The 24,099-nt window shown below is 51.0% G+C and carries 22 protein-coding genes; 10 read left to right on the plus strand and 12 right to left on the minus strand.

Going from position 1 to position 24,099, the window contains the following annotated elements; all coding sequences use genetic code 11:
• The first annotated feature begins 3 nt into the window (after nucleotides 1-3).
• The 5 genes from AWR27_RS19065 (at nucleotide 4) to AWR27_RS19085 (ending at nucleotide 5,194) form a co-directional block, all read left to right on the plus strand.
• Nucleotides 4-570 carry a NuoI/complex I 23 kDa subunit family protein gene (locus tag AWR27_RS19065; protein WP_077132662.1) on the plus strand — a complete coding sequence of 189 codons (567 nt, stop codon included), beginning with the start codon at nucleotides 4-6 and terminating at the stop codon, nucleotides 568-570.
• Between the two features lie 36 nt (nucleotides 571-606).
• On the plus strand, nucleotides 607-1,161 hold the full coding sequence (locus tag AWR27_RS19070; protein ID WP_077132663.1) for an NADH-quinone oxidoreductase subunit J family protein: 555 nt from the start codon (nucleotides 607-609) through the stop codon (nucleotides 1,159-1,161).
• Between the two features lie 193 nt (nucleotides 1,162-1,354).
• Entirely contained in the window at nucleotides 1,355-2,533 is a 1,179-nt protein-coding gene (locus AWR27_RS19075; RefSeq protein ID WP_077132664.1) for an acetyl-CoA C-acyltransferase, read from the plus strand.
• A 222-nt stretch (nucleotides 2,534-2,755) separates the two neighbouring features.
• The gene (locus tag AWR27_RS19080; RefSeq protein WP_077132665.1) at nucleotides 2,756-4,570 is read left to right on the plus strand and encodes an acyl-CoA dehydrogenase family protein; all 1,815 of its coding nucleotides are present in this window, start codon (nucleotides 2,756-2,758) and stop codon (nucleotides 4,568-4,570) included.
• A gap of 132 nt (nucleotides 4,571-4,702) precedes the next feature.
• Nucleotides 4,703-5,194: a GyrI-like domain-containing protein gene (locus AWR27_RS19085; RefSeq protein ID WP_077132666.1), complete on the plus strand. Its 492-nt coding sequence runs from the start codon at nucleotides 4,703-4,705 to the stop codon at nucleotides 5,192-5,194.
• A gap of 188 nt (nucleotides 5,195-5,382) precedes the next feature.
• On the opposite strand, the gene AWR27_RS25565 is transcribed toward AWR27_RS19085, so the two are convergent.
• The 7 genes from AWR27_RS25565 to AWR27_RS19120 all read right to left on the minus strand — a co-directional run bounded on the left by AWR27_RS25565 (nucleotide 5,383) and on the right by AWR27_RS19120 (nucleotide 12,727).
• Nucleotides 5,383-5,622: a hypothetical protein gene (locus AWR27_RS25565; RefSeq protein WP_077132667.1), complete on the minus strand. Its 240-nt coding sequence runs from the start codon at nucleotides 5,620-5,622 to the stop codon at nucleotides 5,383-5,385.
• 55 nt (nucleotides 5,623-5,677) lie between these two features.
• Nucleotides 5,678-6,355 carry a retron system putative HNH endonuclease gene (locus AWR27_RS19095; RefSeq protein WP_077132668.1) on the minus strand — a complete coding sequence of 226 codons (678 nt, stop codon included), beginning with the start codon at nucleotides 6,353-6,355 and terminating at the stop codon, nucleotides 5,678-5,680.
• Nucleotides 6,333-7,850, minus strand: a complete 1,518-nt coding sequence (locus AWR27_RS19100; RefSeq protein ID WP_077132669.1) for an AAA family ATPase — start codon at nucleotides 7,848-7,850, stop codon at nucleotides 6,333-6,335. Before AWR27_RS19100 ends, AWR27_RS19095 begins: the two co-directional genes overlap by 23 nt.
• A complete protein-coding gene (locus AWR27_RS19105; RefSeq protein WP_077132670.1) occupies nucleotides 7,847-9,211 on the minus strand; it encodes a restriction endonuclease subunit S in 1,365 nt (454 codons plus the stop codon). Before AWR27_RS19105 ends, AWR27_RS19100 begins: the two co-directional genes overlap by 4 nt.
• The gene (locus tag AWR27_RS19110; RefSeq protein ID WP_198045033.1) at nucleotides 9,211-11,412 is read right to left on the minus strand and encodes an N-6 DNA methylase; all 2,202 of its coding nucleotides are present in this window, start codon (nucleotides 11,410-11,412) and stop codon (nucleotides 9,211-9,213) included. Before AWR27_RS19110 ends, AWR27_RS19105 begins: the two co-directional genes overlap by 1 nt.
• A gap of 286 nt (nucleotides 11,413-11,698) precedes the next feature.
• A complete protein-coding gene (locus tag AWR27_RS19115) occupies nucleotides 11,699-12,169 on the minus strand; it encodes an RES family NAD+ phosphorylase (protein ID WP_077132672.1) in 471 nt (156 codons plus the stop codon).
• 6 nt (nucleotides 12,170-12,175) lie between these two features.
• Nucleotides 12,176-12,727: an antitoxin Xre-like helix-turn-helix domain-containing protein gene (locus AWR27_RS19120; protein ID WP_077132673.1), complete on the minus strand. Its 552-nt coding sequence runs from the start codon at nucleotides 12,725-12,727 to the stop codon at nucleotides 12,176-12,178.
• 150 nt (nucleotides 12,728-12,877) lie between these two features.
• Between AWR27_RS19120 and AWR27_RS19125 the strand changes: the two genes are divergently transcribed.
• Nucleotides 12,878-14,050 carry a Gfo/Idh/MocA family protein gene (locus AWR27_RS19125; protein ID WP_077132674.1) on the plus strand — a complete coding sequence of 391 codons (1,173 nt, stop codon included), beginning with the start codon at nucleotides 12,878-12,880 and terminating at the stop codon, nucleotides 14,048-14,050.
• Between the two features lie 6 nt (nucleotides 14,051-14,056).
• Here AWR27_RS19125 and AWR27_RS25385 read toward each other — a convergent pair whose 3' ends face one another.
• Genes AWR27_RS25385 through AWR27_RS19140 form a run of 4 tightly spaced genes read right to left on the minus strand, consistent with a single transcriptional unit; the run spans nucleotide 14,057 to nucleotide 18,398 of the window.
• Nucleotides 14,057-14,410 carry a PIN domain-containing protein gene (locus AWR27_RS25385; protein WP_157579268.1) on the minus strand — a complete coding sequence of 118 codons (354 nt, stop codon included), beginning with the start codon at nucleotides 14,408-14,410 and terminating at the stop codon, nucleotides 14,057-14,059.
• Nucleotides 14,407-14,613, minus strand: a complete 207-nt coding sequence (locus AWR27_RS19130; RefSeq protein ID WP_077132675.1) for a hypothetical protein — start codon at nucleotides 14,611-14,613, stop codon at nucleotides 14,407-14,409. The genes AWR27_RS25385 and AWR27_RS19130 overlap by 4 nt, the downstream gene beginning before the upstream one ends.
• A gap of 52 nt (nucleotides 14,614-14,665) precedes the next feature.
• On the minus strand, nucleotides 14,666-15,385 hold the full coding sequence (locus tag AWR27_RS19135) for an ABC transporter ATP-binding protein (RefSeq protein ID WP_077132676.1): 720 nt from the start codon (nucleotides 15,383-15,385) through the stop codon (nucleotides 14,666-14,668).
• Between the two features lie 16 nt (nucleotides 15,386-15,401).
• Nucleotides 15,402-18,398, minus strand: coding sequence for a tetratricopeptide repeat protein (locus AWR27_RS19140; protein WP_077132677.1), 2,997 nt, complete (start codon nucleotides 18,396-18,398; stop codon nucleotides 15,402-15,404).
• A gap of 199 nt (nucleotides 18,399-18,597) precedes the next feature.
• On the opposite strand from AWR27_RS19140, the gene AWR27_RS19145 reads away from it, so the two are divergent.
• The 4 genes from AWR27_RS19145 to AWR27_RS19160 all read left to right on the plus strand — a co-directional run bounded on the left by AWR27_RS19145 (nucleotide 18,598) and on the right by AWR27_RS19160 (nucleotide 22,383).
• Nucleotides 18,598-19,917 carry a hypothetical protein gene (locus AWR27_RS19145; RefSeq protein WP_198045034.1) on the plus strand — a complete coding sequence of 440 codons (1,320 nt, stop codon included), beginning with the start codon at nucleotides 18,598-18,600 and terminating at the stop codon, nucleotides 19,915-19,917.
• Between the two features lie 24 nt (nucleotides 19,918-19,941).
• Nucleotides 19,942-20,553 carry an SGNH/GDSL hydrolase family protein gene (locus tag AWR27_RS19150; RefSeq protein ID WP_077134084.1) on the plus strand — a complete coding sequence of 204 codons (612 nt, stop codon included), beginning with the start codon at nucleotides 19,942-19,944 and terminating at the stop codon, nucleotides 20,551-20,553.
• 60 nt (nucleotides 20,554-20,613) lie between these two features.
• A complete protein-coding gene (locus AWR27_RS19155; RefSeq protein WP_077132679.1) occupies nucleotides 20,614-21,525 on the plus strand; it encodes a helix-turn-helix domain-containing protein in 912 nt (303 codons plus the stop codon).
• A gap of 96 nt (nucleotides 21,526-21,621) precedes the next feature.
• Nucleotides 21,622-22,383 carry an SDR family NAD(P)-dependent oxidoreductase gene (locus AWR27_RS19160; protein WP_077132680.1) on the plus strand — a complete coding sequence of 254 codons (762 nt, stop codon included), beginning with the start codon at nucleotides 21,622-21,624 and terminating at the stop codon, nucleotides 22,381-22,383.
• A gap of 83 nt (nucleotides 22,384-22,466) precedes the next feature.
• Here AWR27_RS19160 and malQ read toward each other — a convergent pair whose 3' ends face one another.
• Entirely contained in the window at nucleotides 22,467-24,050 is a 1,584-nt protein-coding gene (malQ, locus tag AWR27_RS19165; RefSeq protein ID WP_077132681.1) for a 4-alpha-glucanotransferase, read from the minus strand.
• Nucleotides 24,051-24,099 lie beyond the last annotated feature (49 nt).

Below are 24,099 nucleotides of genomic sequence, written 5' to 3' on the forward strand. Positions count from 1 at the left end.
ATTATGCAACTCACCAATCGCTCCAAACAGGTCAGCCATAAAGAAATGACGCTGGCCGAGAAGATGTACCTGCCCGCTGTAGTAGGCGGTTTGGCAACAACGCTCAAACACTTCTTCCGAAAAAAAGTAACGATTCAGTACCCGGAAGTAAAACGGTATCTGGGGCCGGTTTTTCGGGGTCATCACGTCCTGAAACGCGACGAGCAGGGCCGCGAACGCTGCACTGCCTGCGGGCTGTGTGCCGTTGCCTGCCCGGCAGAAGCGATCTCAATGGTGGCCGCCGAACGCAAAAAAGGCGAAGAAAACCTCTATCGGGAAGAGAAATACGCGGCTGTTTACGAAATCAACATGCTGCGTTGTATTTTTTGCGGCTTGTGCGAAGAAGCCTGCCCCAAACAAGCCGTCTATCTCCGCCACGACCGCATGGTGCCGGTTTTTCTGGAACGCGACGACGTTGTATATGGCAAAGACCGGCTGGTTGAAAAATCAGACGACCGCTACGTGCGCATCGCCAACTCAGAAGTACAAGCCACTCCAACCGAACCCAGCCTGACACGGGCGGCAACGTAGAACGTTTGTCATTCGTCTTTTAATGACCACAAGAAAATGACCGAGACACTTAATTTTTTCAAAACGCTCACGCCCACCGGCTATCTATTTCTGGCGTTAACTATACTGACACTTTTCAGTGCTATCAGCGTAGTAACAGCCAAAAACCCGATCTATAGCGTATTGGGTCTGATTGGCACGTTCTTCTGCCTGTCAGGACATTATATTTTGCTGAATGCGCAGTTCCTCGCGGCTGTAAACATCATCGTTTACGCCGGTGCCATCATGGTTCTATTTCTGTTCACGATTATGTTTCTGAACCTGCGGAAAGAGGACGACGACTCGAAGACCAACCTTACTAAGATGGCCTCGGTCGTTATCGGCGGCCTGCTGATGGTGATGCTGATCCAGATTTTCCGGGCGAAAGATGCGCAGGTGCCATCGGCCAATCCGGCTACGTTTGACGCTAAAACCGGATTAGTCGAAAATCTTGGGAATCTGCTTTATACAGATTACATTCTTCCTTTTGAACTGGCGTCGGTGCTGTTCCTGGTTGCCATGGTAGGTGCTGTGATGCTCGGTAAACGCGAAGCTGGCGACCGGCATTTTTAGCGATAAATACTTTTGCCCGAATTTAATTGACCCACTCTCTGAAACAGGCCGCTCCCATAAGAGCGGCTTTTTGCTTATCATACCAACAAAAATCCGTATGCTTGCATAACAATTTTATGTAGGTTTGTAATTATATCAGCATTGGCACTGTTTACTAAATAAGGTTCCTGCCTGACCAGAAATCAAATTAACTATGGATGCATACATTGTTGCCGGATACCGCACTGCCGTAGGTAAAGCCCCACGCGGTGGTCTCCGCCTGACCCGCCCCGATGATATGGCGGCTGAAGTCATCAAACATTTGCTCAGTCAAGTGCCTAACCTCGACCCCGCCCGCGTCGAAGACCTGATTGTAGGTAACGCCGTGCCTGAGGCCGAGCAGGGAATGCAAATTGCCCGATACATTGCGCTACTGTCGCTGCCGCAAAGCGTACCGGGTTTTACCATCAACCGCTACTGTGGTTCCGGTCTCGAAGCCATTGCCATTGCCTCGGCCAAAATCCATTCGGGGCTGGCCGACTGCATTATCGCAGGCGGCACGGAATCGATGTCGCTGGTGCCGGTCATGGGTTGGAAAACGGCTCTGAACTACGAAATCGCGAAGAAAAACCCTGATTACTATATCGGTATGGGACTGACTGCCGAACAGGTTGCCCAGCAATTTAACATCAGCCGCGACGCCCAGGACGAGTTCGCTTTCGAGTCACACCAGAAAGCTCTGGCGGCTCAGGCGGCAGGTAAGTTCACGGACGAAATTGTGCCGATCAATGTCAAAGAAACTTACTTCGACGCTGAAAGTGGTAAGAAAAAAACCCGCGAGTGGACTGTGGCACAGGACGAAGGCCCGCGCAAAGACACAAGTGCCGCAGGGTTGGCAAAGTTGAAGCCCGTATTCGCGGCTGGCGGTTCGGTTACGGCGGGTAACTCGTCGCAGACGTCAGACGGGGCCGCGTTCGTACTGGTGATGTCGGAGCGATTGGTGAATGAACTGAATCTGAAACCCGTAGCCCGAATGATGTCCTATGCATCGGCGGGTGTTGAGCCGAAAATTATGGGTATTGGTCCTGTAGCGGCTATTCCTATCGCGCTGCAAAAAGCTGGTATGAAGCAGGACGATATTGAGTTAATCGAACTGAATGAAGCGTTTGCAGCACAATCGCTGGCGGTAATTCAGGAACTCGGCCTCGACCGGAGTACAATTAACCCCAACGGCGGGGCTATTGCACTTGGTCATGCCCTCGGCTCAACCGGGGCGCGGCTATCGGTGCACTTGCTGAACGAAATGCGCCGTCAGGATAAAAAATATGGCATGGTCTCGGCCTGCGTTGGCGGTGGTCAGGGCGTTGCCGGTATTTTCGAGCGGCTGAACTGATAACCAATCTGACGTTATATTGATGTATGGCTGACGCGGGTGAGACGCAACCCTTTGCGTCTCCTTCGCGCCAGCCATACACCGCATCTGATTCTTGTAAAAACCACTGAATAAGTTAGACAAAACACGCAAAAATTTTGTTATTAGTATGCTTGCATACTATTTATTGACGTAGTTTCTTTGCATAAGAATTGGTATGCACGCATAATAAAACCGATCAAGATGATTGCTACAGAACCCAAAGCCTCCATCAAGGGTGGCGAATTCCTGATTAAAGAGACAGAGGCTGCCAACGTTTTTATCCCTGAAGAATTTACTGAAGAGCAGCAGATGATTGCGGCTACCTGCCGCGAGTTTCTGGAGCGCGAAATATGGCCCCGTTTAAACGAAATTGACTCGGCAAAATCGCCCGAACTGATTTCGTCGCTGATGGACAAAGCTGGTGAACTGGGGCTGTTGGGTACGGGCGTACCAGAAGAATACGGCGGTTTTGGCATGAACTTCAACACGTCGATGCTGGTAGCCGAAGCCACTGGCGCGGGGCATTCGTTCTCGGTGGCTCTATCGGCACATACAGGTATCGGTACGCTGCCGATTGTGTACTACGGCAACGAAGAGCAAAAATCCAAATACCTGCCCCTGCTGGCTTCGGGCGAGTGGAAAGCCGCTTACTGCCTTACCGAACCCGATTCCGGTTCAGACGCCAACTCCGGCAAAACCAAAGCCGTTTTGAGCGAAGACGGTAAGCATTACGTGCTAACTGGTCAGAAAATGTGGATCACCAATGGCGGTTTCGCTGACCTGTTCATTGTGTTCGCCAAAATTGCCGATGCCAATGGGCAATTGGATAAGAACCTTTCGGCCTTTATTGTCGAGAAGTCTTACGAAGGCATTACCATGAACGAGCCGGAACACAAGATGGGGATCAAAGGCTCAGATACGCGTCAGGTGTTTTTCACCGATTGTAAAGTGCCGGTCGAGAACCTGTTGTCGGAGCGTGGCAATGGTTTCAAAATTGCCGTAAACATCCTGAACATTGGCCGTATTAAGCTGGGTGCTGCCACTATTGGCGGCTCGAAAGAAGTAATTAATCACGCTATTCGATACGCCAACGAGCGTAAGCAGTTTAAAACGCCTATTTCGGAATTTGGTGCCATCAAGCACAAACTCGCCGAAATGGCAATTAAGGTATATGCGTCGGAAACGGCGTCGTACCGCGCGGGTCAGAATATCGACGACCTGATCGAAGATTTCAAAGAGCAGGGCATGGACGATGCATCGGCCAAACTGAAAGCTCTGGAACAGTTTGCCATTGAATGCGCCGTCATGAAAGTACACGGCTCCGAAGTACTCGACTACGTGACCGACGAAGGTGTGCAGGTGTATGGCGGTATGGGCTACTCTGCCGATGCACCGATGGACCGCAGCTACCGCGATGCGCGTATCAATCGAATCTTTGAAGGTACGAACGAGATCAACCGGATGCTGATTGTTGACATGCTGCTGAAGCGGGCCATGAAAGGCGAACTCGACCTGATGGGTCCGGCAATGGCAGTGGCGAAAGAAATCATGTCGATTCCTGATTTCAATACGGAAGAGGAAGAAGGCTTGTTCGTAGCCGAGAAGAACGTGTTGCGGAACCTGAAAAAAGCCGCGCTGATGGTGGCCGGTGCTGCCGTACAGAAGTTCATGACGAATCTCTCGAACGAGCAGGAGATTCTGATGAACGTGGCCGATATGGCGATTGAAATCTACGTGGCCGAGTCTGTATTGCTGCGTGTGGAGAAGTTGATTGGCATCAAAGGCGAAGCTGCCGTTTCGCTGCAAAAGCAAATGGCATTGGTGTACCTGCACGAAGCCGTTGAGAAAGTCAACAGCGCGGGCCGGGCAGCCATCACATCGTTTGCCGAAGGCGACGAACTGCGCGGTATGCTGATGGGCCTGAAACGGTTCACCAAAATTGAGCCGATGAACCTGAAAAATCCCCGTCGGCAAATTGCCGATGCCATGATTGCCGAAAACAAGTATATTTTCTAAAAACGGCCTATTTGGGCGTTGGGAGCCGTTTCCGAGTTCGGAAACGGCTTTTTTTGTAGACCCTACTGACATAGGGTTGTCACTGGTTTGGTCGATCTTTGATATGGTCATTCACCCAAATCCTGATTAACCATGACAACACAAACAACAGCCCTAATGATCGCTCCTGAAAGCCTGTCCGTTGCTACAACCGTGCCCTTTATGGCCCTGACGTTCAGCACCCGCGCCACGCTCCTGACGCTCAACCAGCACAACCACGTACCGGGCGAACTCTACACCGAAGCCGAACAACTCGGCCTGACGCCCACCGGCCCGATTCAGTACATCTACGCGGGCGTGAGTGGCGACGAGACCAACGAATTTGGCCTGGAGATTGTGTTGCCGGTTGCACACACGCAGGCGAAACCGTTTGGTTTTTCGCTGAAAACATTTGCCCCGTTCCGTTGCGTCAGTTACGAATATACCGGGCCGTGGGACGAACTACCGGCTGTATACGACGCGCTGTTTCCTGCCTTCTACCAGGCCGGGCACAAGTACAACGGTCACATTCGGGAGGTGTACACAGCCACTGATTTCGACAACCCCAACAACCACGTAACCGAAATTCAAGTCGGTTTGGTGTAGGTTTTGAATGGGACACTGATTATACAGATGGTACGGATTTTCACGGATGGTTTCGCCTTCGTGAAAATCTGTACCTTTTGTTTTGCTGACGACGATTCGCCAACCTGTTTAACAGCCGTTAGGATATTGATCGGGCGATAAGTACTTCTTATCCTCGGTCATGTCGCGGTAAGCAGCCATCCGCTCAGCTACGAGCATAGGCGTGTGGCCCTGGCCCTACCGTACTGAACCGTCGCCACCCCACTGGCCAAAACGACTTCAAATACAAACGCCAGTAGCAGCACGTTGGCCTTCCGGTCCTTCGTCGTCACCGCAAACGGCGACCGGATGTGCACCCGCTTCTTCAGCACATACAGGTCGCCCTCCTTTATTTCCCTTGCCCCCGTCAACAGCAGGTTAGTCTTGGCTTCGGGGTAACGTAAAAACATCCTCGGCGACTAGACCGGTATTTATGTTTATTTTTAATATGTGCTTAAATTTGGGCTATTTATACTGTCTCAACTTATTTTCCAGATAATACACAGCCAAAGGATAAAACTCTTTGAAATTACCAGTGGCATCCCTGCTCTTGTAACTTTCAATTAGCGTTCGGATAACTTTCTCGGTTACTTTACCCTTTGTGTTTAATTGACGTAACCTATTTGATATGGCGTCTCTTAATCCCTCTCTGCGGCTACGTAATGACTGGTCATTGAGATTTAGGATTTTGTTAAGTTCATGATCTAAGTCGGCTCTTTTGGACTGCATCGTCCCGTCACGTAGATATCTAATCTCAGCTTCTAAATTGGTAGTGAGAAGGCTGAACGATGTAATGTCTTCGTTATTACTGCTTCTAAACGTATCACAGGTTTGAGACTGCGAACCGTTAGTTAACCTGCCTTGCACATTACCCCAGCAAGCTCCAAACAAATTCTTATAAACTAACTGCTCAGATGGATATTTCGACTGGCTTTTGAAGTGCTCAATCTTCATTCCCGGATACTTACCACCCACTTCTGGTATACGGCACATACAGTAGCAACACAAGCCACCCTGTTCTTTGACGAGTGATTGTCTGAGTGCTTTTTTGCCATCTTCAGGTAAATTGCTGTAAGTTGCTCCTTGTTTTCTTCTATAAGCGGCAAACTCACTGGGTTCTCTACTCTTCGTTATTCGTTTCATCCAACTGTTCAAGAAAGTCAATCTCGGCTTGGGCTTTCGTCAGATCCCTGTCATCGTGGCCAATAATAGCGGCTATTTCGGCAAACAGGGCACGAGCATCTACAGTATTTTCGTCTTCTATTAATGAGAACAATTTTGTAAGTTGTGTGCGAACTCCTTCGGGGCGTTCTTCCACACCCATGAGCTCATAAAGCACGGTTGCTATGTCACGACCAGCATAGCGCGGCATGTAATCAACCGCCTGACCGTCGACAAGCTGTTGGACATGCACGTGCCTACGATCAGCATAGTTCAAGAGTAACGGGGAGTGGGTCGCCATGATATACTGGTTAAAAGGATTTACCTCAGTCTGGATTGCTCTTATAAATTTTACCTGCCATCTCGGATGGAAGTAAGCGTCTGGCTCGTCCAAAAGAAACAAATTGTTTTCCTCATTACTCTGATTGAATAAATGAGCTAAAGCCAAAATAGTATAACGGTGCCGCTCGCCCTCGCTGAGCCGATAATAATCAAGTCGCTCGTGCCCCCGTTTAAAAACTAAGTCAACTTTTGCCAGATAACCCTCGTAAAATAGGCTTTCTAACAAGTGAAATAGAACGACAGCGAATTCGTAGTTGGACAAATTATTTTGATATTGAATGTCTCGCAAACCAATCAAGCCGGTGTAAGACAACGTGAGTTCATCCAGTTTTTCTTGTTGCCCATAAGGTAAATCGGGTCGGCCCAAGTCTGTGTTAAGAGACAAGATTTGCATCAAGTTAGCTAAAGCCCCTTCTGCCCCCCAAAATCGCTCATAGCTTTCTGACGATTTAAACTTAGTAGTCTTTTGTATGACAATTTTAACTTCATTTAATTCATACTCCGCTTTTACTTCCTTCCCAGTAAGGGTTGTAGGGTTTCCATCTTCATCAGCTAATAATTGGCACAATAGGGTGATAGCGTGATGTAATGGTGAAATATAGTATAGCAGTCTTTCTTTAGGATATATGTATTCGCCAATATTCAATTTTTGGCTGCGCAATTCTTTAGAGTAAAGCCCATTACGTCCTGTAGCCAAATTCTCTAAATAGGTTGACAAGCCTGAATAATATAGAAAAATTTTTGAGGGTATCAGACTACGAAAAAGGTGCTGCCTCTTAAATTCAGGTTGACTAATAGGCTGTTTGTTGATCAAAAACTTATAACCCGTTTCGTAAGAATATTCTAACTGTACAAGAATCTGTTTTATCTCCTCACTACCTTTTGGTGCATTAAGAATAGGAGAGCGATTCCATATAACGTATACTACAGAATATTCTATTAAGGGCTGTTCTTTCAGTTTGCCGTCAAGGTCAAGAGAAAGTTCGTTAAAAATGATCGCAATAGCTTCTAAGACGGTACTTTTACCCGACCCGTTCTCACCAATCAGTACCGTAATCGCTGACTGCTCATCGAACCGTATCGTGAAGTCCTTAAGCACTTTATAATCCTTAATATAAAGTTCCTGCAATCTCATGACGAAAATAGTTCTGATTCAAAGTCTTCAATAGCTTGTTGATGTTCTTTGCGGCTGAACACCCTGAGTTTTTTCAATTCGGATTTGTAATAAGTTATCCGAGTCTCAATCTCTATTTGCTTTTCCAACGGTGGATGAGGTACTATAAGACCTTCCAAGTAAAACTTGGGAACACGTTGCTGCCCAGCCGTTCCGCTAAAATAGTTGACAGCATCCTTTCGAATTGCTTTTGCTCTTAAGAGGTGATAGAGAAAAGAGATTCTAAAAGAAGGACTTTGGCTACGAATAACATGATACTCTGTCGACCCATAGCCATATCCATTTAGAAGGTTATTTGCTAATGCGGACTTGCCATTCTCCATACAAGGAGTAATTTTGGCCCATAACAAATCACCTTCTTGAAATTTGGTGTAGCCTTTAGAATGTGCTTTAATGCCTGTTCTAAACTCTTCTATTTCGCCATATTCATCAGAAATACATTCCATCGGCAAGAAACTTATTGGAAAGTTATCTAACAAACTTTTAAAATCTGTGTGAGGGTTAATATGTGCTAATTCGGCCAATCTTCTGTTCGGAAAAAGATTAGAGCGTAAAATGTCTTTATTTCCACCCCTCAGCAGTTTATCAACTCCCCACGTATTAACTGTTCGCCAGTTTACAAAAGCAAGTCGTCCACTATTAGGAACCAATGAAACTTCAACAATTCCTAATTCATTAAACAAATACTCTTCGATTTTTCTTTCTAATTGCTTAGCCTGCTCTTCCAGCCGCTCAGCTTCCGCAATGCGGGCGTTATAAGCCGCTACAATCCGGTTCTGTTCTGAAAGTGAAGGCAACGGAATCTTTATGTTCAGAAACTGCGTTTCGTCCACGCGCTGCCGACCCGTGGTGCCGCTGCTGCTGCTTTGACAGATGGCCAGAAACTCCTTTGTAGAGGATACCAGCGTCAGAAACGCCGGGTTGATGCGGCTCGTATCTACGTCGTAGCTCAGGAAGTCGGCGGTTGTTACGGCCCCGTCGAGTTCAGGCGGCACCAACCCAAACGCGCCGTTTCGGGCGTCGATTTTGGACATGATGAACTGCCCCGGCGCCACTATGAACTGGCGCTTGGTGCCGATGTTACGTCCCCATTCTTCGTCGCGTTTGAGTACACCCTTTGTGTACAGCCGGATGGTTACGCGGGTGTACAGTATGTCGTCCTGAATCTCAATGATATTCCGGTTACGCGTCAGGAAGTCGCCGATACGGACTAACGAAAACGTGTTCTTATAACGGGAACGGTTCTCGCGCAGATACCGAACGCTCCAGTTGACCAAGTCATTAAATGAAACAAAGTCAATACGGGAAGTAATTGTAGTCATCAGGCTTTGGGTTGTCCGTACAAAACAGTAGGTTCGTTACCAATCCAGCGCATAATACTACCGTCGCCTTTGTCTTCATAGCGAATTTTCAGGTAATGATCGGCCCAAAGTTGCGCTTTTTGCCGGTACTCTTTAAACTCGATAGCTAATGGCTCCAAATCGTTTTCGCAGGGCGCACCTGTAGAGCTAATTCCTGCTTTTTCTACCTCGGCGATGGGAATCTGGTAATCAAACGCCTTCTTCACTTCAAGCCGTACTTCGGTGTCAATGGCCTGCTGAATTTCAGTCAGGCGGGCGCGAAGTTCTTTCTTCTCATCGGCGGGAACAGCGTCTTTTCCGCGTCGGGCCAAATTTTGCTGAATGTTATTCCACTCAACCGCATACTTTTGAAATGCCCGGTCTTTAGCATCACTTTTCAACCCATACCAGCGGTCGGTTTCCTCATCGGTAAATTTCCGCAGAAACACTACGCTGGGCTTTACCGTCGCCCCTGATGCAACAAACACATCCTGCGGAATAGACGTAATAAAAATGATCTTCGCTTTGCTCTCGAAGAAATCGCGCACCTTTTGCAACATCGGGTTATTCAACACGCCTTCGGGCAATACAACGCCCATCCGACCGCCGGGCCGTAACAGGTTCAGGCAACGTTCAATGAAAAGCACCTCCGTCAAGGATGATAGCTTACCCGTTTCGTACAAATCAAGCACCGACTCGCCAATGTTGTCATTGATCTGCCTTAAAGCCTTATCGTAGTCGGCTCCATAACGTGCCTGATACTGTGCAATACGTTTCTGGTCGGTATACTTATCGGCTTCGGTAATTTTTAGTGATTTTTCGACGCGGGCACCAAAGGGCGGATTAGTCAGGATAACGTCAAACCGACCTTCAAAAATACCGTTGACATTCAGCAAGCCATCATTGTGATGCACTCCACCGTGTCCGTCGCCGTGCATAATCATGTTCATTTTGGCCGTGCGGGCCATACGCGGATTGGCGTCGGTGCCGTATATGCAGTCATACGAGAGCTTACGAAGGCGGCTGTTTTCGTTGTCGATACTCAGTTCATGGTTTAGTCTGGCGAACAAATCATTCACTAACTCATCAATGGCTTGCTTTTTCTTGGGAGACGCATTGTCGTAAGCGTCTGTGTAATAGCGGCCTTTAATTTCTTCTTTTGCTTTGTGAATGTCGTTTTCAATTTTAGCTCGTACATATTCAAAGGCTTTGATTAGAAAACCGCCACTACCGCAACAAGGGTCACAAATGACTTCGCCCTCCTGCGGGTCGAGCACATCAACCATAAAATCCACAACCGTCCTGGGTGTAAAAAACTGTCCGAGTTCACCCCGGAACGTGCGGCCTAAGAACTGCTCGAAAGCAATACCCTTTACGTCGTCCGACGTAGTAGAGAGGTTATACTTCTGTAATTCACGAACGATAGCTTCAAAACTGTTCTCCCGAATCCGAAGCGTTTCGTTTGGGTCGAACAGGTCGTCGTTTTTAAAATCTTCTTTAGTACTCTCAAAGAGTTGTTGATAAAAAGGGACGCTGTTAGCCGAACGATAGCCATCATACGTGGCTTTATCTTGCTTGAACTGTTCTTCAGAGAAAATTTGTCCCTGCGTGTTTTTCCGTTCGTAGCGAATCTTGATGAATAGAATCTTTGATATTTCGTCAAATGCTGCTTCCGGAGAAAGCTTATCGTTATTGCGAATGATGTTATGACATTTGAATAGCAGCTTGGAAAATTCGTCTCGCGTGAAGGCTTTAGTCTGGCTAAGCAGTTCCTTTATCTTCCGCTCGTTGTTAACTTCTTTCGCTGCCGGGATGTCAATAATTTCAATAAGCCGCTTTGGAATCTTGCCCTTTACAACCTGGAAAATGCGAGTTTCCTTCAGATTAGTCGTAACGAAAAAATCAGCACCAGCCCACGAAGCATAGTTATAGCCCTGGAAATAATCTTCTTCCTGAATGGTGATGTATTCAGCTTTACACTCAACTACTATAATCGGACTATTCTCTTCAATTTTATCTTCTTTCGTTTTCCAAATTACGATATCGGCGCGTGCCTGCCCCTGTCCCCGTTGCGAGTTATTAACTTGTATCTCCTGCCCCATTTGTTCCCGACTGTAGCCATAGTGGTCAATCAGACGGGTAATGTACTCTTGCCGTACACGCTCTTCTGGCGTGGCAACCAATTCTTTACCTTTTAAAGGGGCATATATTTTTGTGGATCGCGATTTGTTATCTGTCACCATATTACGTTCATTAGCATCATTTAGTCGGCAAGTTACGTAGATTCTGATAGTAACTTGACGCGTCTAACCGCCGAACCGTTTCAGGATTAGAAAATGTCTGCTTTGCCAGCAACAAAAACTCGCGGAGTCGTTGTGGGTCAACGGTTGGCCGGGCCGTTGCTTCGGTCTATGTTGATAATGCTGGCCTACATGATTAACTTGGTCTTGTTACCAAAGTTACGCATTTCTACCGCATCAGCCGCCCATCCAGCGGCAGTACGCGCTGGGCCACTACGGCCACCTGAGCAAAGGCGGGGTGCTGGGGGTGTAGCAGTAGGTTGTACGACGTGTCGATGATGGCCGAGGGAACGGCAACAGCTAAGCAAAACGGGTCGAGCAGCCAGTCGGTAAGGATGGGTTGGGTCTCGACCAGGGTGCCGGTTTGCCAGTAGGGCGGCAAGAGGGCGGGGTCGAGCCAGAAGATAGTATCGGCGAGGGTATCAGGCAGGCGGATGGTACTCAGCCAGCGTTGCGGCAGTTCGGGCAGTGTCAGCGGGGGCAGGTGAACGAGCGTTTCGAGCAGGGCCAGTTCAGGCGTTCGGCTGGTGTACAGAATGCCAATACCTTTGGGATTCCAGCGTCCGCCGTGGCGGTGGCTACCCACCACCGACAACGGGTCGATGTGGTACGGTGTTTTATTGATTCGGTAAACGTCCATCCGTATTTATCCCACAATGCCCCATTCGATGCGCCCCAGCACGTCGTCTACCACCGAAAAGCCTGATACCGTATCCAGCACGGCTAACGGCGACTGCGGCACAACCTCGCCGAGCGGTTCCTGGGGCGTTGGTACAGCCGGGCGGTCGTAGGTGGGTGTGGGTTCCTGAAAACTGCCCAACGCCCGCACGGGTGCCGGTTGCCCGGTTTCAAAGGGCGTTTCGCGGTAGCTCAACTCCGGCAGGGGCGTATGCAGCCATCGGTTTACCAAATCGGCCCGCCCGCCAAACACCATCAGGCCATGCTGTAGCAGTCGCTCGAGCAACAACAAACGCTCACTCGCCGAAAGCGACAACGAATCCGTTTCGGCTTTTCCGTGTAGGTTCCGCACCGACATATTCAAAATATGAGCCATTTCTTTGTCGGTCAGGCCAATTAAACGAGCCACCTCATCGACCCGCCGACGCAGTACACCCTGATGCGCCTGATGAATCAAATCTGTAGCAGGTCGCTGATAGGGCCGGGTTATTACCAGATTTGTTCTGCCTGAAGTAGCCATGATTGTTTTGCTATATAGTGCAAATATGCACAAAATAATTGGCAATCTTGCACTCCTATAAGTAAACCGCATAACTCCCTGCGGGCCGTTGCCTTGTTGACTTGGGTATAGCCTGCTCGATGCGTTCTTTACCCACTAAACCTTACCCGCATGGCAACTCAATCGAACCTTCCGCGTCGAAGCTTTCTTCAACGATTATCGGCACTTGGTGCCGGACTGTCGTCCATACCGCTCGTTGGTAGTGCAGGAATCGACTGGTATCAGGCCGAACATAGCCGCATTTATACGCTGATGACCAATCCATCGGGTTTGGAGCAGCCTACCCGTAAACTCGGCGTTGCATTGGTGGGCCTGGGGGGCTACAGCAAAACCCGGCTGGCTCCGGCGTTGCAGCAAACGCAGCACTGCCGCCTGTCGGGTATCGTGACCGGCACACCCGCTAAGGCCACCGAATGGATGCAGCAATACAATATTCCGAGGACCAACGTCTATGATTACAAGACCTTCGACCGCATCGCCGATAACAAAGACATCGACGTAGTTTATGTAGTGCTGCCCAATTCCATGCACGCCGAGTACGTGATTCGGGCGGCTCAGGCGGGTAAACACGTCATTTGTGAGAAGCCAATGGCGATTACTGAAAAAGAATGTCAGCAAATGATCGATGCCTGCAAAAAGGCGAACGTGCAACTGGCTATCGGCTATCGGCTTCACTATGAGCCGTTTACTCGCGAGGTTATGCGATTTGGTCAGGAAAAAGTATTTGGGCCGGTTAAGTTTATCGAAAGCAGCGATGCATTCCGCATTGGCGACCCAACTCAATGGCGGATGAAAAAAGAGTTAGCCGGGGGCGGGCCACTTATGGACGTGGGCATTTACGCCGTGCAGGGCACCCGCTACGTGACGGGCGAGGAACCCATGTCGGTCACGGCGCAGTTTGGCCCCAAAACCGAGCCGGAGAAATTCAAAGACGTAGAAGAGACGCTGTTCTGGCAGTTTCAGTTTCCGAGTGGAGCCGTCAGCAACTCCACCACGAGCTACACGGCGGGTGTAGAGCGGCTCTATGCTTCCTGCGAGAAAGGCTGGTTCGAGTTGTCGCCCGCCTTTGGCTACGGCCCGCTAAAAGGCCGCACCAGCAAAGGGCCTATCGACTTGCCCCACACCAACCATCAGGCGCTGCACATGGACGGCGTCTGCAAAGACCTGCTCGATGGCAAAAAGCTTCCCGACCACATCACTGGCGAAGAAGGCAAACGCGACGTGCGGCTTTTGCAAGCCATTTATCGGGCGGCAGAAACGGGGAATAAGGTTAAGCTGGCGTAATGCACATCACACGCCTGCATCAGCACGTTGGCTTTGCGGATGTGTTGGTTGATGCGGGGGATCACAACGATTTATCGTTCGATTAAGCTTTTGAATTGCTGCAACGTAACGACAGTTACCGACGGGAAAGAGGGAGGCTCGGCAGCGCGAAGATGTCTGTCGTTCGAGACGAGATAATCCACATTCATGCAGATAGCCAAGTCCAAAGAACTCGCCTAACTTTTCGGCGTATTCGTTAAGTATCTCTGTACTCACGTACCAGGTAAAACGCTCGTTAACGAAGGCATCGTAGAGCCACTTATGTTCGCTGTTAGCAGGCACGGCAACTAACAGGCAATTCGTATCGATAACAACGTTCATTTAGTACGTTGTTGCTGATTCAATAAAGCGTCGTAATCGGCTTGTGTGTAGCCCCGCTCTTCGGCAACCTTCGTAGCGGCTTCTCTCGCCTTCTGCGCGTAATGCCGAGTTAGTAATCGCTTCAGCTCTAATGTTTCTTCCTGACTCATAGGCCGGTCAAACATCCGAAGCAAGCCTATCTGAATATCATTCAACCGGTTCATCTGTGTGCTGATTTATTGGCTCAACAAATAAACTGCTTTTTCCCGTTCAGCATCACACGCCCTGCATCAGCACGTTGGCTTTGCGGATGTGTTGGTTGATGCGGTCGGTTTCAACTAAGCCGTCACGCAGCCGAACGATGCGGTGGGCGTATTCGGCGATGTCTTCTTCGTGCGTCACCATAATCACGGTATTGCCCTTGCTGTGAATCTGGTCGAAGAGGTCCATGATTTCGTAAGAGGTCTTCGAGTCGAGGTTACCCGTCGGTTCGTCGGCAAGGAGGATACTGGGGTCGTTGACGAGTGCCCGCGCTACGGCCACGCGCTGTCGCTGACCGCCCGATAGCTCGTTGGGGCGGTGTCCGGCGCGGTTTTCCAAACCCACGTTTTTCAGGGCCAGCATGGCTTTCTCGGTGCGGTCGGCTTTGCTAAAACCGGCGTAGATGAGCGGCAGAGCCACATTTTCGAGCGAGGTCTGGCGGGGCAACAGGTTGAACGTCTGGAATACGAAACCGATTTCCTTGTTTCGCACTTCGGCCAGTTCGTTCTCGCCCATACCGCTAACGTCCTGCCCATTCAGAATGTATTGCCCCGAGGTGGGCGAGTCGAGACACCCCACAATGTTCATCAGCGTGGACTTGCCCGACCCCGACGGACCCATAAACGCGACGTATTCGCCCTTGCGAACCGAAATTGTGATCGATTTGAGGGCGTCGATTACTTCGCTGCCCATTACGTACCGTTTGGCGATGTCGTGCGTTTCAATGATGTTCATGATTCTCAAAACTACATTATTCCGAAAATTTCTTTCTACTCTTTTCGACAGCCGCTAATTTTTCCTGATAAGTTGTCTGAAACGCCTGATAATCGGCGGGCTGACTAACGCCCTGTAACTTCGCTAAACCCTCGCGGGCATAGTCGAACAGGCTTTGGTCGAGACAGAGCGACACGTAGGTTTTCAGCAGGTCGGGGCTGTCTTCGTTGAACGGTAATGCCCGAAGCACAAGGTCGTAAGCCGGTTTGATACGCCCCCGCTGCCGCTCGAACTGCGCGGCTGTTGCCACAATACTGGCATTCAACGGAGCTAATCGCAGTGCGCTGGCAAAAGCCTGCCATGCTTTGGCGGGCTGTTTGTTTTGAGCATAGATACGCCCCAGCAGAAACAATCGCTCGGCCTGGTGTTGGGGTAGAAAATACGCTTTGCTCATCGAGTCGGCAGCGGCCAGTTTATTTCGATACACGGCAATTCGTAATGCACTCAGGTTTTCGAGCGAACGGGCGTAGGGCGTTAGCTGTTCGGGCTTACCCATCTGACTCAGAATCATTTGCGCGTAAAACGGTTGTCGCGTGGCAAGGTACTCATCAATCAGGCGCGTTCCCGACACGGTTCGCAGGCTGGCGTCGCGGATGGTTTCCCAGTGGCGGCCCCGGTTGGGGTCGTCGGGGCGATAGGTGACGTAAAACGCTTTTTCCAGATCGGTTTGGGGTGGGCGTTCGTCATACAGCACCTGTTTCAGAGCCGCTACACTGACATCGCCTTTGGCCGCCGTTTCCCAGAGCGACTGCGCCAGCACGGGGTCTCCGGCTTTGGTCAGGGCAATGGCGGGGTAATAGGCCGACGTGGTATCCGTGTTCTCGCCAAACTGTTCGGCGGCTTTGCGGTAGAGGCCCTGTTCAAGCAACAGTAACCCCGTTGTAGTGCGAATGGCCGGTCCATTTTGCGGGTTGCCCTCGGCTAACTGACTCAGCAGGCCAAATGCCGTTGGCTGATCGTAAGCGCGATAGGCGGTCAGGGCGCGGGCCAGCAACAGATCATCGGCGAAATCCTGATTGATGGGGTTTTCTGCCCAACGCTGAAGCGTACTGAGCAGCACGGTATCAGGTCGTTGATTCACTACGGCGTAATTGTACAAACTCGCAAACCGCCCCACGCTTAACCCCTCATTAGCCTGTTTGCCCGATAGCCAGACTGGCTGTGCAGGTTGCGTCGTGTCAGAAGCAGTGATCAGCCTCAGTGCCAGCGCATTGGCCTGATACGACTCATAATCCGAACGATTCGTTTCCTGCACCAGGGTCGAATCTGCCGTCAGCACGACGGGGTTACGGGCATATAGAGCCAGCAAATTGGCTTCGGCCACCTCGGCGCGGGTTGCCTGGTTTGTAGCGGCTTTCAGGTAGTAATACGCGGAGTCGGCCACGCTCGTGCGGGCATATAGAAAACCCAGATTATTCTGCAACTCGCCACTATCCGGAAACTTGCGAAGGCCACGCTGGAGGGCTTTTATGGCCTCGAAGAAAAGGCTTGTTTGCAGGTAGGTTTGAGCGATACCAGCGTAATCGTGTGGTTGCGGCTGCTTCAGCGTAGCACGTTCGTAGTAAAAAGCCGCCGTAGCCTGATCGTTGCGGGTCATTGCCAGCGACGCCAGCGCGTAGTTCGATTTGTGGTTCTGGAACTCCTGTTCGAGCGCTTTTTCATAAAACGCCCCCGCCGACTCAAGTTCGCTATTGGCAATGTACAAATCGCCCAGACCGTTGTAGTAAGCCGCTAAACTTTGCCGCAGAACGATGTTATTACCCATCGACACCAGGACTACCACGCCGAAAACACCCATCAGCCGGAATAGGCTCAGCTCCAGCCGTTTCGGGTTATAAACAATCTTATGAACGGCCCGGCCCTGTTTAAAAATGGGCCAGAAGTTGATAAGCACGTAGCTTATAAACGCCAGTCCCATGGCGAGGTGGGCATACACAATCATGTCTTCAAAAACCTCAATCAATGGATCGTTGGCGGTGGCAAATGCGTAGGCTATGGTCAGCGTAGCAAGCAGGGCCAAACCTGCATATAAGAACGCGCCCCCATCGCGAAACGATACCACGTTCTGCTGATCGATTAGCCGCCGAAACCCCCAGACGCCAATAATGACCGACACGATATAGACCCCAAACGGGCTGATCGCCAGCACGTCCCAGTCTACAATTTTCGTATTTTTCAGCCAGATCAGAATCAGATTGACCAGATACAGACCACTGATAAACAGAAAGTTACCTATACCCAGCGGCTGCCCACCTGCCCGACCGACCGACGTAATCCAGACTAAGCCGGCAATGATTTCGGCGGCAATAAAAAAAATGAATCCCGCGCTTAGCACCACCAGCACGGGCATACCGTAGCTAATAATCGTCAGGGCCGGGTGCGGCACGGGTGTAAAGGCCGTCAGCACTGCAGCCACCATACCCGTTAACGTGCCAAACACAGCCAGCCGAACCCCTATCGGGTAATCGGAGCGAAAGGCATGGAAGTAGTAACTGACCGAGCCATATAGAAACGTCAGCAGCAGGAATAGGTAGTTTTGTCCCAGCCCCGGCAGTTCGAGCATTTCCCAGCGGAAAAACGCCAATCCGATAATTAAAACGCCCATCGCAACTAAATACCGCAGCCGGTCGAAGCGCGTGATGGCACTGACTATCAGCACAAACGCCACACCAATGCCCACCAGCAGTGCCGTTGCCAAACCCGGTGGCGTTTGCATGGCAGACGCCACGAACTGCTCAGAAACGACATACACGTTGCCGGTAACAGGATAATCGAGCAGGCCGTCTGTGAACCTGTAAATGGTAGTCTGTAATGGGTTGAGTTCGCTCAGCACGTTCCAGCGTACTACGTTAGCAAGACCACGCGCCCACGCAACCGCCAACAACACAAGACTTATACCGAACAAAATCAGACAGGTAAGATAAGCAAGCCGGTAGGAGCGGCTCCAGGCATTCCAGAAAAACAATGATGACATGCTTGGAAAACGCAATTACGATTCGGTTAGTGCCTAAGCACCGGTTTTGACAAACGTCGTTAGCCTGTCCGAATCGACAGAATACTAATGGGAACATCGAAAAAAAAATTTGCAAAAGCGTCTGTATCGCCAAATAAACACTTGAACAAATCGACTTATAATCGTATTTTCGCTGTAAATTTTAGTATTCTCCCCTAACATGACTGTACCCCCGCCATCCGGCCTGGCAAAGCCGAATCAGATGGACTGTGCCCTCTTTTTTCCTACCTGTTACCCAACATTACAAGCTGAATACGCTAACCAACAGTTCGACAATGCTGTCAGGCAATACCTGCGTTGTTGGGTTATTGAACACCCTGCTCTGGGTGCTGAATATGGTTCAGCCAGCGAAAACGCGTTGACGGCCTTTATTGAGCAGGATGCGCTGCGTCATTTTTTTGGACAGTATCCCGACGCCCTCGAACGGCTCCTTGAGCAGGACGACCTCTCCCGACACCTGCTGCGGCCCAGCCATGAGGTTTACTTTCAGCCCGATGCCTACGAACCGCTGCTGGCAACGTTCGAAAAACGGATTTATAACCTGTCGGCGCACCACAAACACCATGCCATCTCGTTTCGCTATAGCCCCGTCAGTCGGCAAAATGCCTGTGGCGACTCGATTGCGCTGGCCGATATGCCCGCCGGTCAGGCCAGAGAAGACATTGGCGTGTATTTTGGCACCCGCCGATCCGACGAAACAGCCCTGAACCTGTTGGGGCGTCAACTTCGGCGCGAAGCCCTCTTTTCGCCAGTGCTGCCAATTCATGTAGTCACGGAAGGGTACATGGTCGATTCACTGCGGACTGTTCGGAAAATCACCGAGCAACTAACCAACGAAGCGGGTCAGCCGCTGCATTGCTTTGTCATTCAACGACGGCACGCTGCCGACGACCGCCACCTCGGCGCGGCCCTGCTGCTAATGAACCTTCGGCAACCCAACCAGCCTCGGCGGATTATTTTTTGCGATACGCTGAACCCGCATGGCACGCCCCCCTGGTGGAATAAATTTAAACAGTATGTCGATGAGGTATTTCCGCAACCGACCGGCCACGCGCCTGTTTCGGAGCGACTCGAAGACGGGGGCGTAAATCTTCAGCGGCTCCACGATGGCGTACCGATCCGGCATCAGGATATCGACTGTGCGTTTTACTCGGCGTCGATGGCCCGCGCTTTGATTCAGCTTGCCAAACTTTCGCCCGACCTGCTAATCAACGGCTCTATCCATGCACTGGTTAGTGCCATGACCGAACGAATGCCGGAGTATTTCGCGGAGCCCAATAAACCTAAAAATCCTGAGTGGGTGCGGGAAGTCAATATTCTGCGCCGATGGGAGACAGGGCAGGCTGTTTTAGCAGACCTCCGGTCGGCCCGTATGCTGGAGTTGACCGCCACACCGGCAACTTTGTCTGACCTAAGCAGTTTACATTGGAATGGGACCGACTCAGCCGACCCGTGCAGCGATTTATCGGTAGCGGCCTGAGTGGCTGTTTTTTGCTTTTTGCAGATGGAATTGATTGACAACGAAATTAAGCAGTTAGTGCAGCGTGTACGTGTGGAGCCACCCGGCAGCATCGTTTTTTACGGAAGTTCAACCATCCGGCTCTGGGAAACGCTCGAACAGGATTTTTCACAGTTGCACCTGCTAAACCTCGGCTTTGGGGGTTCGACACTGGCAGCCTGTGCCTGGCATTTTGAACGGCTTGTTGTGCCTGCTCAACCGCGCGCCGTTATTCTGTACGCTGGCGACAACGACCTCGGCGAAAACCGACAGCCCGAAGAAGTATACCTGTTTTTTTGTGCACTGGCCGAGAAAATGCAGCGGTATCTGCCCGGTGTGCCGGTGTGGTTCATTAGTATCAAACCCAGCCCGGCCCGCTGGTCTATAATCGAACATATACAAAAAGCCAACACACTCATAGCCAGTGAAATTGCCCGATTACCAAACGCGGAGTTTCTTGATTTGTCGGCGATGATGCTGACCGGGCAGGGCCAGCCACGAACAGAGTTGTATCAACCCGACGGTCTCCACCTGAACGCCAATGGATATGCTCTCTGGCGCGATCAACTAATGCAACGCTGCGATGCGCTGAGAACCATTCAGGTAGAAATGGCATAACAGGTGTGAACACGTTGCCCGTTATGCGTACATTTGATTTTTACAAATCAACTGTCTTTTATGGGGCCTGTATCACTAACCGAATTCTACCAGGAAACTGCCTTGCTGATTCCCGAAGGCATCAATAAAGAGATTGGTCATTTCAACGTGTTTGAGATTAGCGAGGTGCGGGCGAATCTGAAACGTCGGCCCGGCGGTATGCCCTATAACCGGCGGGCATATTATAAAATCAGCCTGATCAATGGCCGCAATCGGGCCGAATATGCCGATAAAGTTATCGACATCGAGAAGAACGCGCTGCTATTCGCCACGCCCCACGTGCCCTATCACTATCTGCCGCAGGACGATGACCAATCGGGCTACTTCTGCATTTTCACCGCCGATTTTCTGGCTCAGGCTAAAACGGGCGTTGTAGTCGATGAACTGCCGCTTTTCCGACCGGGGGGTTATCCTATCTTTCAGCTTGACGATCAACAGGTTAATGAACTGGCGTATATCTATCGGAAAATGCAGCAGGAACTCAATTCGAGTTATGCCTACAAATATGATTTGTTGCGAACGTATGTACTGGAGCTGATTCACTACGGTCAGAAACTACAACCTGCCACGGCTTTATACCCCTCGCATACGGCCTCGGCGCGGGTGTCTTCCCTGTTTATCGAACTGCTCGAACGGCAATTCCCGATTGAGTCGCCCCAGCAGACGCTGAAACTACGCACGGCCAACCACTACGCCGACCGCCTGGCCGTCCATGTCAATCATCTGAACAAAGTTTTGAAAGAAAGCACTGGCAAAACCACCACCGAACTCATCAGCAGCCGGGTGGTACAGGAAGCCAAAGTATTGCTTAAACAAACCGACTGGAGCATTTCGGATGTGGCCTATAGTTTAGGGTTTGATGAAGTAGCGCATTTTTCCAACTTCTTCAAGAAGCAGACGACGCTGGCTCCGGTTGCGTTCCGGGCGGGATAGCTCCATTTGAATTTTGCAACAAACAGATTGATGTTTGCAACCGCCCGACCCGACTGCCCCGCTACTTTTGTGCTGTACATTTAATCATCAAAACCAATGAACAACAGCAAGATCGCCCTCGTAACGGGCGGAAGTCGGGGGCTGGGCCGCGATATGGCCCTTAGTTTGGCCCGCAAAGGCATGGACGTGATTGTGACCTACCGCAGTCAGCAACAGGAAGCCGAAGAGGTTGTTAATGCTATTCAGGAAATTGGACAAAAGGCCGTTGCCCTGCCCTTAGATATGAACAACCTCGCCAGCTACGACACCTTCGTAGAGGCCGTTTCTGAGCAACTAAGCAGCCAGTGGAACGTGACAGGCTTCGATTTTCTCGTTAACAACGCCGGTATGGGCGGCACAGTGCCTTTTGTGGATGTCACAGAAGCGTTTTTCGATGAATTCCTGAACGTGCATTACAAGGGTATTTTTTTTCTGACGCAAAAGTTATTACCATATATGAACGAAGGCGGTGGCATCGTCAATATCAGCACCGGCACCACGCGATTCGTGAATCCGGGCTACTCGGTTTATGCGTCGATGAAAGGGGCAATGGAAGTGCTGACCCGCTACTGGGCTAAAGAACTCGGCGCCAAAGGCATTCGCTGCAACATTGTAGCACCCGGCCCCGTCGAAACCGACTTCAATAATGCAGCCATCCGCAGCAATCCGCAACTGAAAGAACGGCTGGCATCGCTGTCGCCCCTGAATCGCGTTGGCAATGCCGACGACATCGGCGGGGTGGTCGCCTTCCTATGCACCGACGAAGCCCGCTGGATCAACGCCCAGCGAATTGAAGTGTCGGGCGGGATTAATGCCTGACCCCAACCTCATTGGGAGATTATGAAACCCGGATGATTTAGTCCCTCCCCTGAAAAGCAGGGGAGGGGTTGGGGTGGGGTGAATCACCCCCGCCCGGTCAGCCTTGTCAGCTTCAGCAGCCGCTCGGCTACTTCGACGGTCAGTTGGTCGGGCTGAAGCCGCCATTGCCAGCTACGACCACCGGCACCGGGCGTATTCATGCGGTGCGTTTCGTCTAAGTCCAGCACGTCCTGAATGGGCAGAATTGCCAGCCGCGCCACCGACCGCATCGTGAGCCGAATCATCTGATCGACTACGTTTTCTTCCGTGACCGTAAAGCCAAGGTAGTCGTTCAGCCGCTCGCGGAGATCGGCGTCGGCTTCGCGGAACCAGCCGAGGGTCGTGTTATTGTCGTGCGTACCCGAGTACACTACCATGTTTTCGGTATGATTGTGCGGGGCGTAGCTCGACGTTGGCTGGTCATCGCCAAAACCGAACTGCACCACGCGCATACCCGGAATAGCATAATGGCGGAGTTGCGGCTGAATATCGGCGGCTTTGGCACCCAGGTCTTCGGCAATGATCGGCAACTGAACAAACTGCCGATACATCGCCCGCATAAACGACTCGAAAGGAGCCTTTACCCACTCGCCTATTTTGGCCGTTGGCTCACTCGCTGGAATCTCCCAGTATTCGTAAAAGCCCAGAAAATGGTCGAGCCGGGTTAGGCCGTAGAGTGATTGCTGGTGCCGAATCCGGCGCAGCCACCACGAAAAGCCCGTGCGCTCGTGTTCGGCCCAATCGTAAATCGGGTTGCCCCAGCGTTGGCCGTATTCGCTGAAATAGTCGGGCGGGGCACCTGCCACGTAGAGCGGCTGAAAATTTTCGTCCAGCTTAAATAGTGTCGGATTCGACCACACGTCGGCACTGTTCAGTTGAACGTAAATCGGGATATCGCCGATGAGATGAATGCGTTTGTTATAGCAATACGCAATCAGTTCGTTCCACTGCCGCAGGAAGAAATACTGCTGCACTTTAATCACCTCCAGATCGTGCCGTAATAGTTCGGTCTGCTGAGCCAGCACAGCCGGGTCGCGTCGCATCAGTTCATCGGGCCAGCGGAGCCAGAACGGTTCGCCCGTCGAATCCTGCAAGGCTGTAAACAGGGCGTATTCGTCTAACCAGTGCGACTGCCACGCACAAAACCGCTCGTAATCATTGCGTTGGGCGGCTGAGGCATCGCGCAGAAAGGTTTCGGCAGCCTGTTTCAGCAAAGGCCGTTTTTTTATCCAGGCTGCGTGCAGTGTTGAGGGTGCCAGCGTCAGCGGGCCAGCCAGCACAGCCGGTTCTGACTCGCCGGTATTCGATGGCAGCTCCGTTATAGTTACATCCTGCACGGGCTGTTCGTTAAAAACGGCCAGATCGTCGGCGGTCAGCAGCCCCTCTTCAGCGAGTTTCTCCAAACTGATTAGCAGCACATTTCCCGCAAACGCCGACGGACTACTGTAGGGTGAAAACCCCGAACCGGGGTCGAGCGGTGTAAGCGGCAGAATCTGCCAGAACGTTTGCCCGGCGGCTTCGAGGAAATCGGCAAACTGGTAGGCTTCAGGGCCGAGGTCGCCCACGCCATGCGCTGAGGGTAATGAGGTTATATGGAGCAGCAAGCCGCTCGAACGAGTTTGAAGCATTTTCGGAGACGTTGAGTTGTCAATGCTTCTAACTGCAAAGCCAAAGCGG

It is taken from the genome of Spirosoma montaniterrae (assembly GCF_001988955.1).
Taxonomy (GTDB): Bacteria; Bacteroidota; Bacteroidia; order Cytophagales; family Spirosomataceae; genus Spirosoma; species Spirosoma montaniterrae.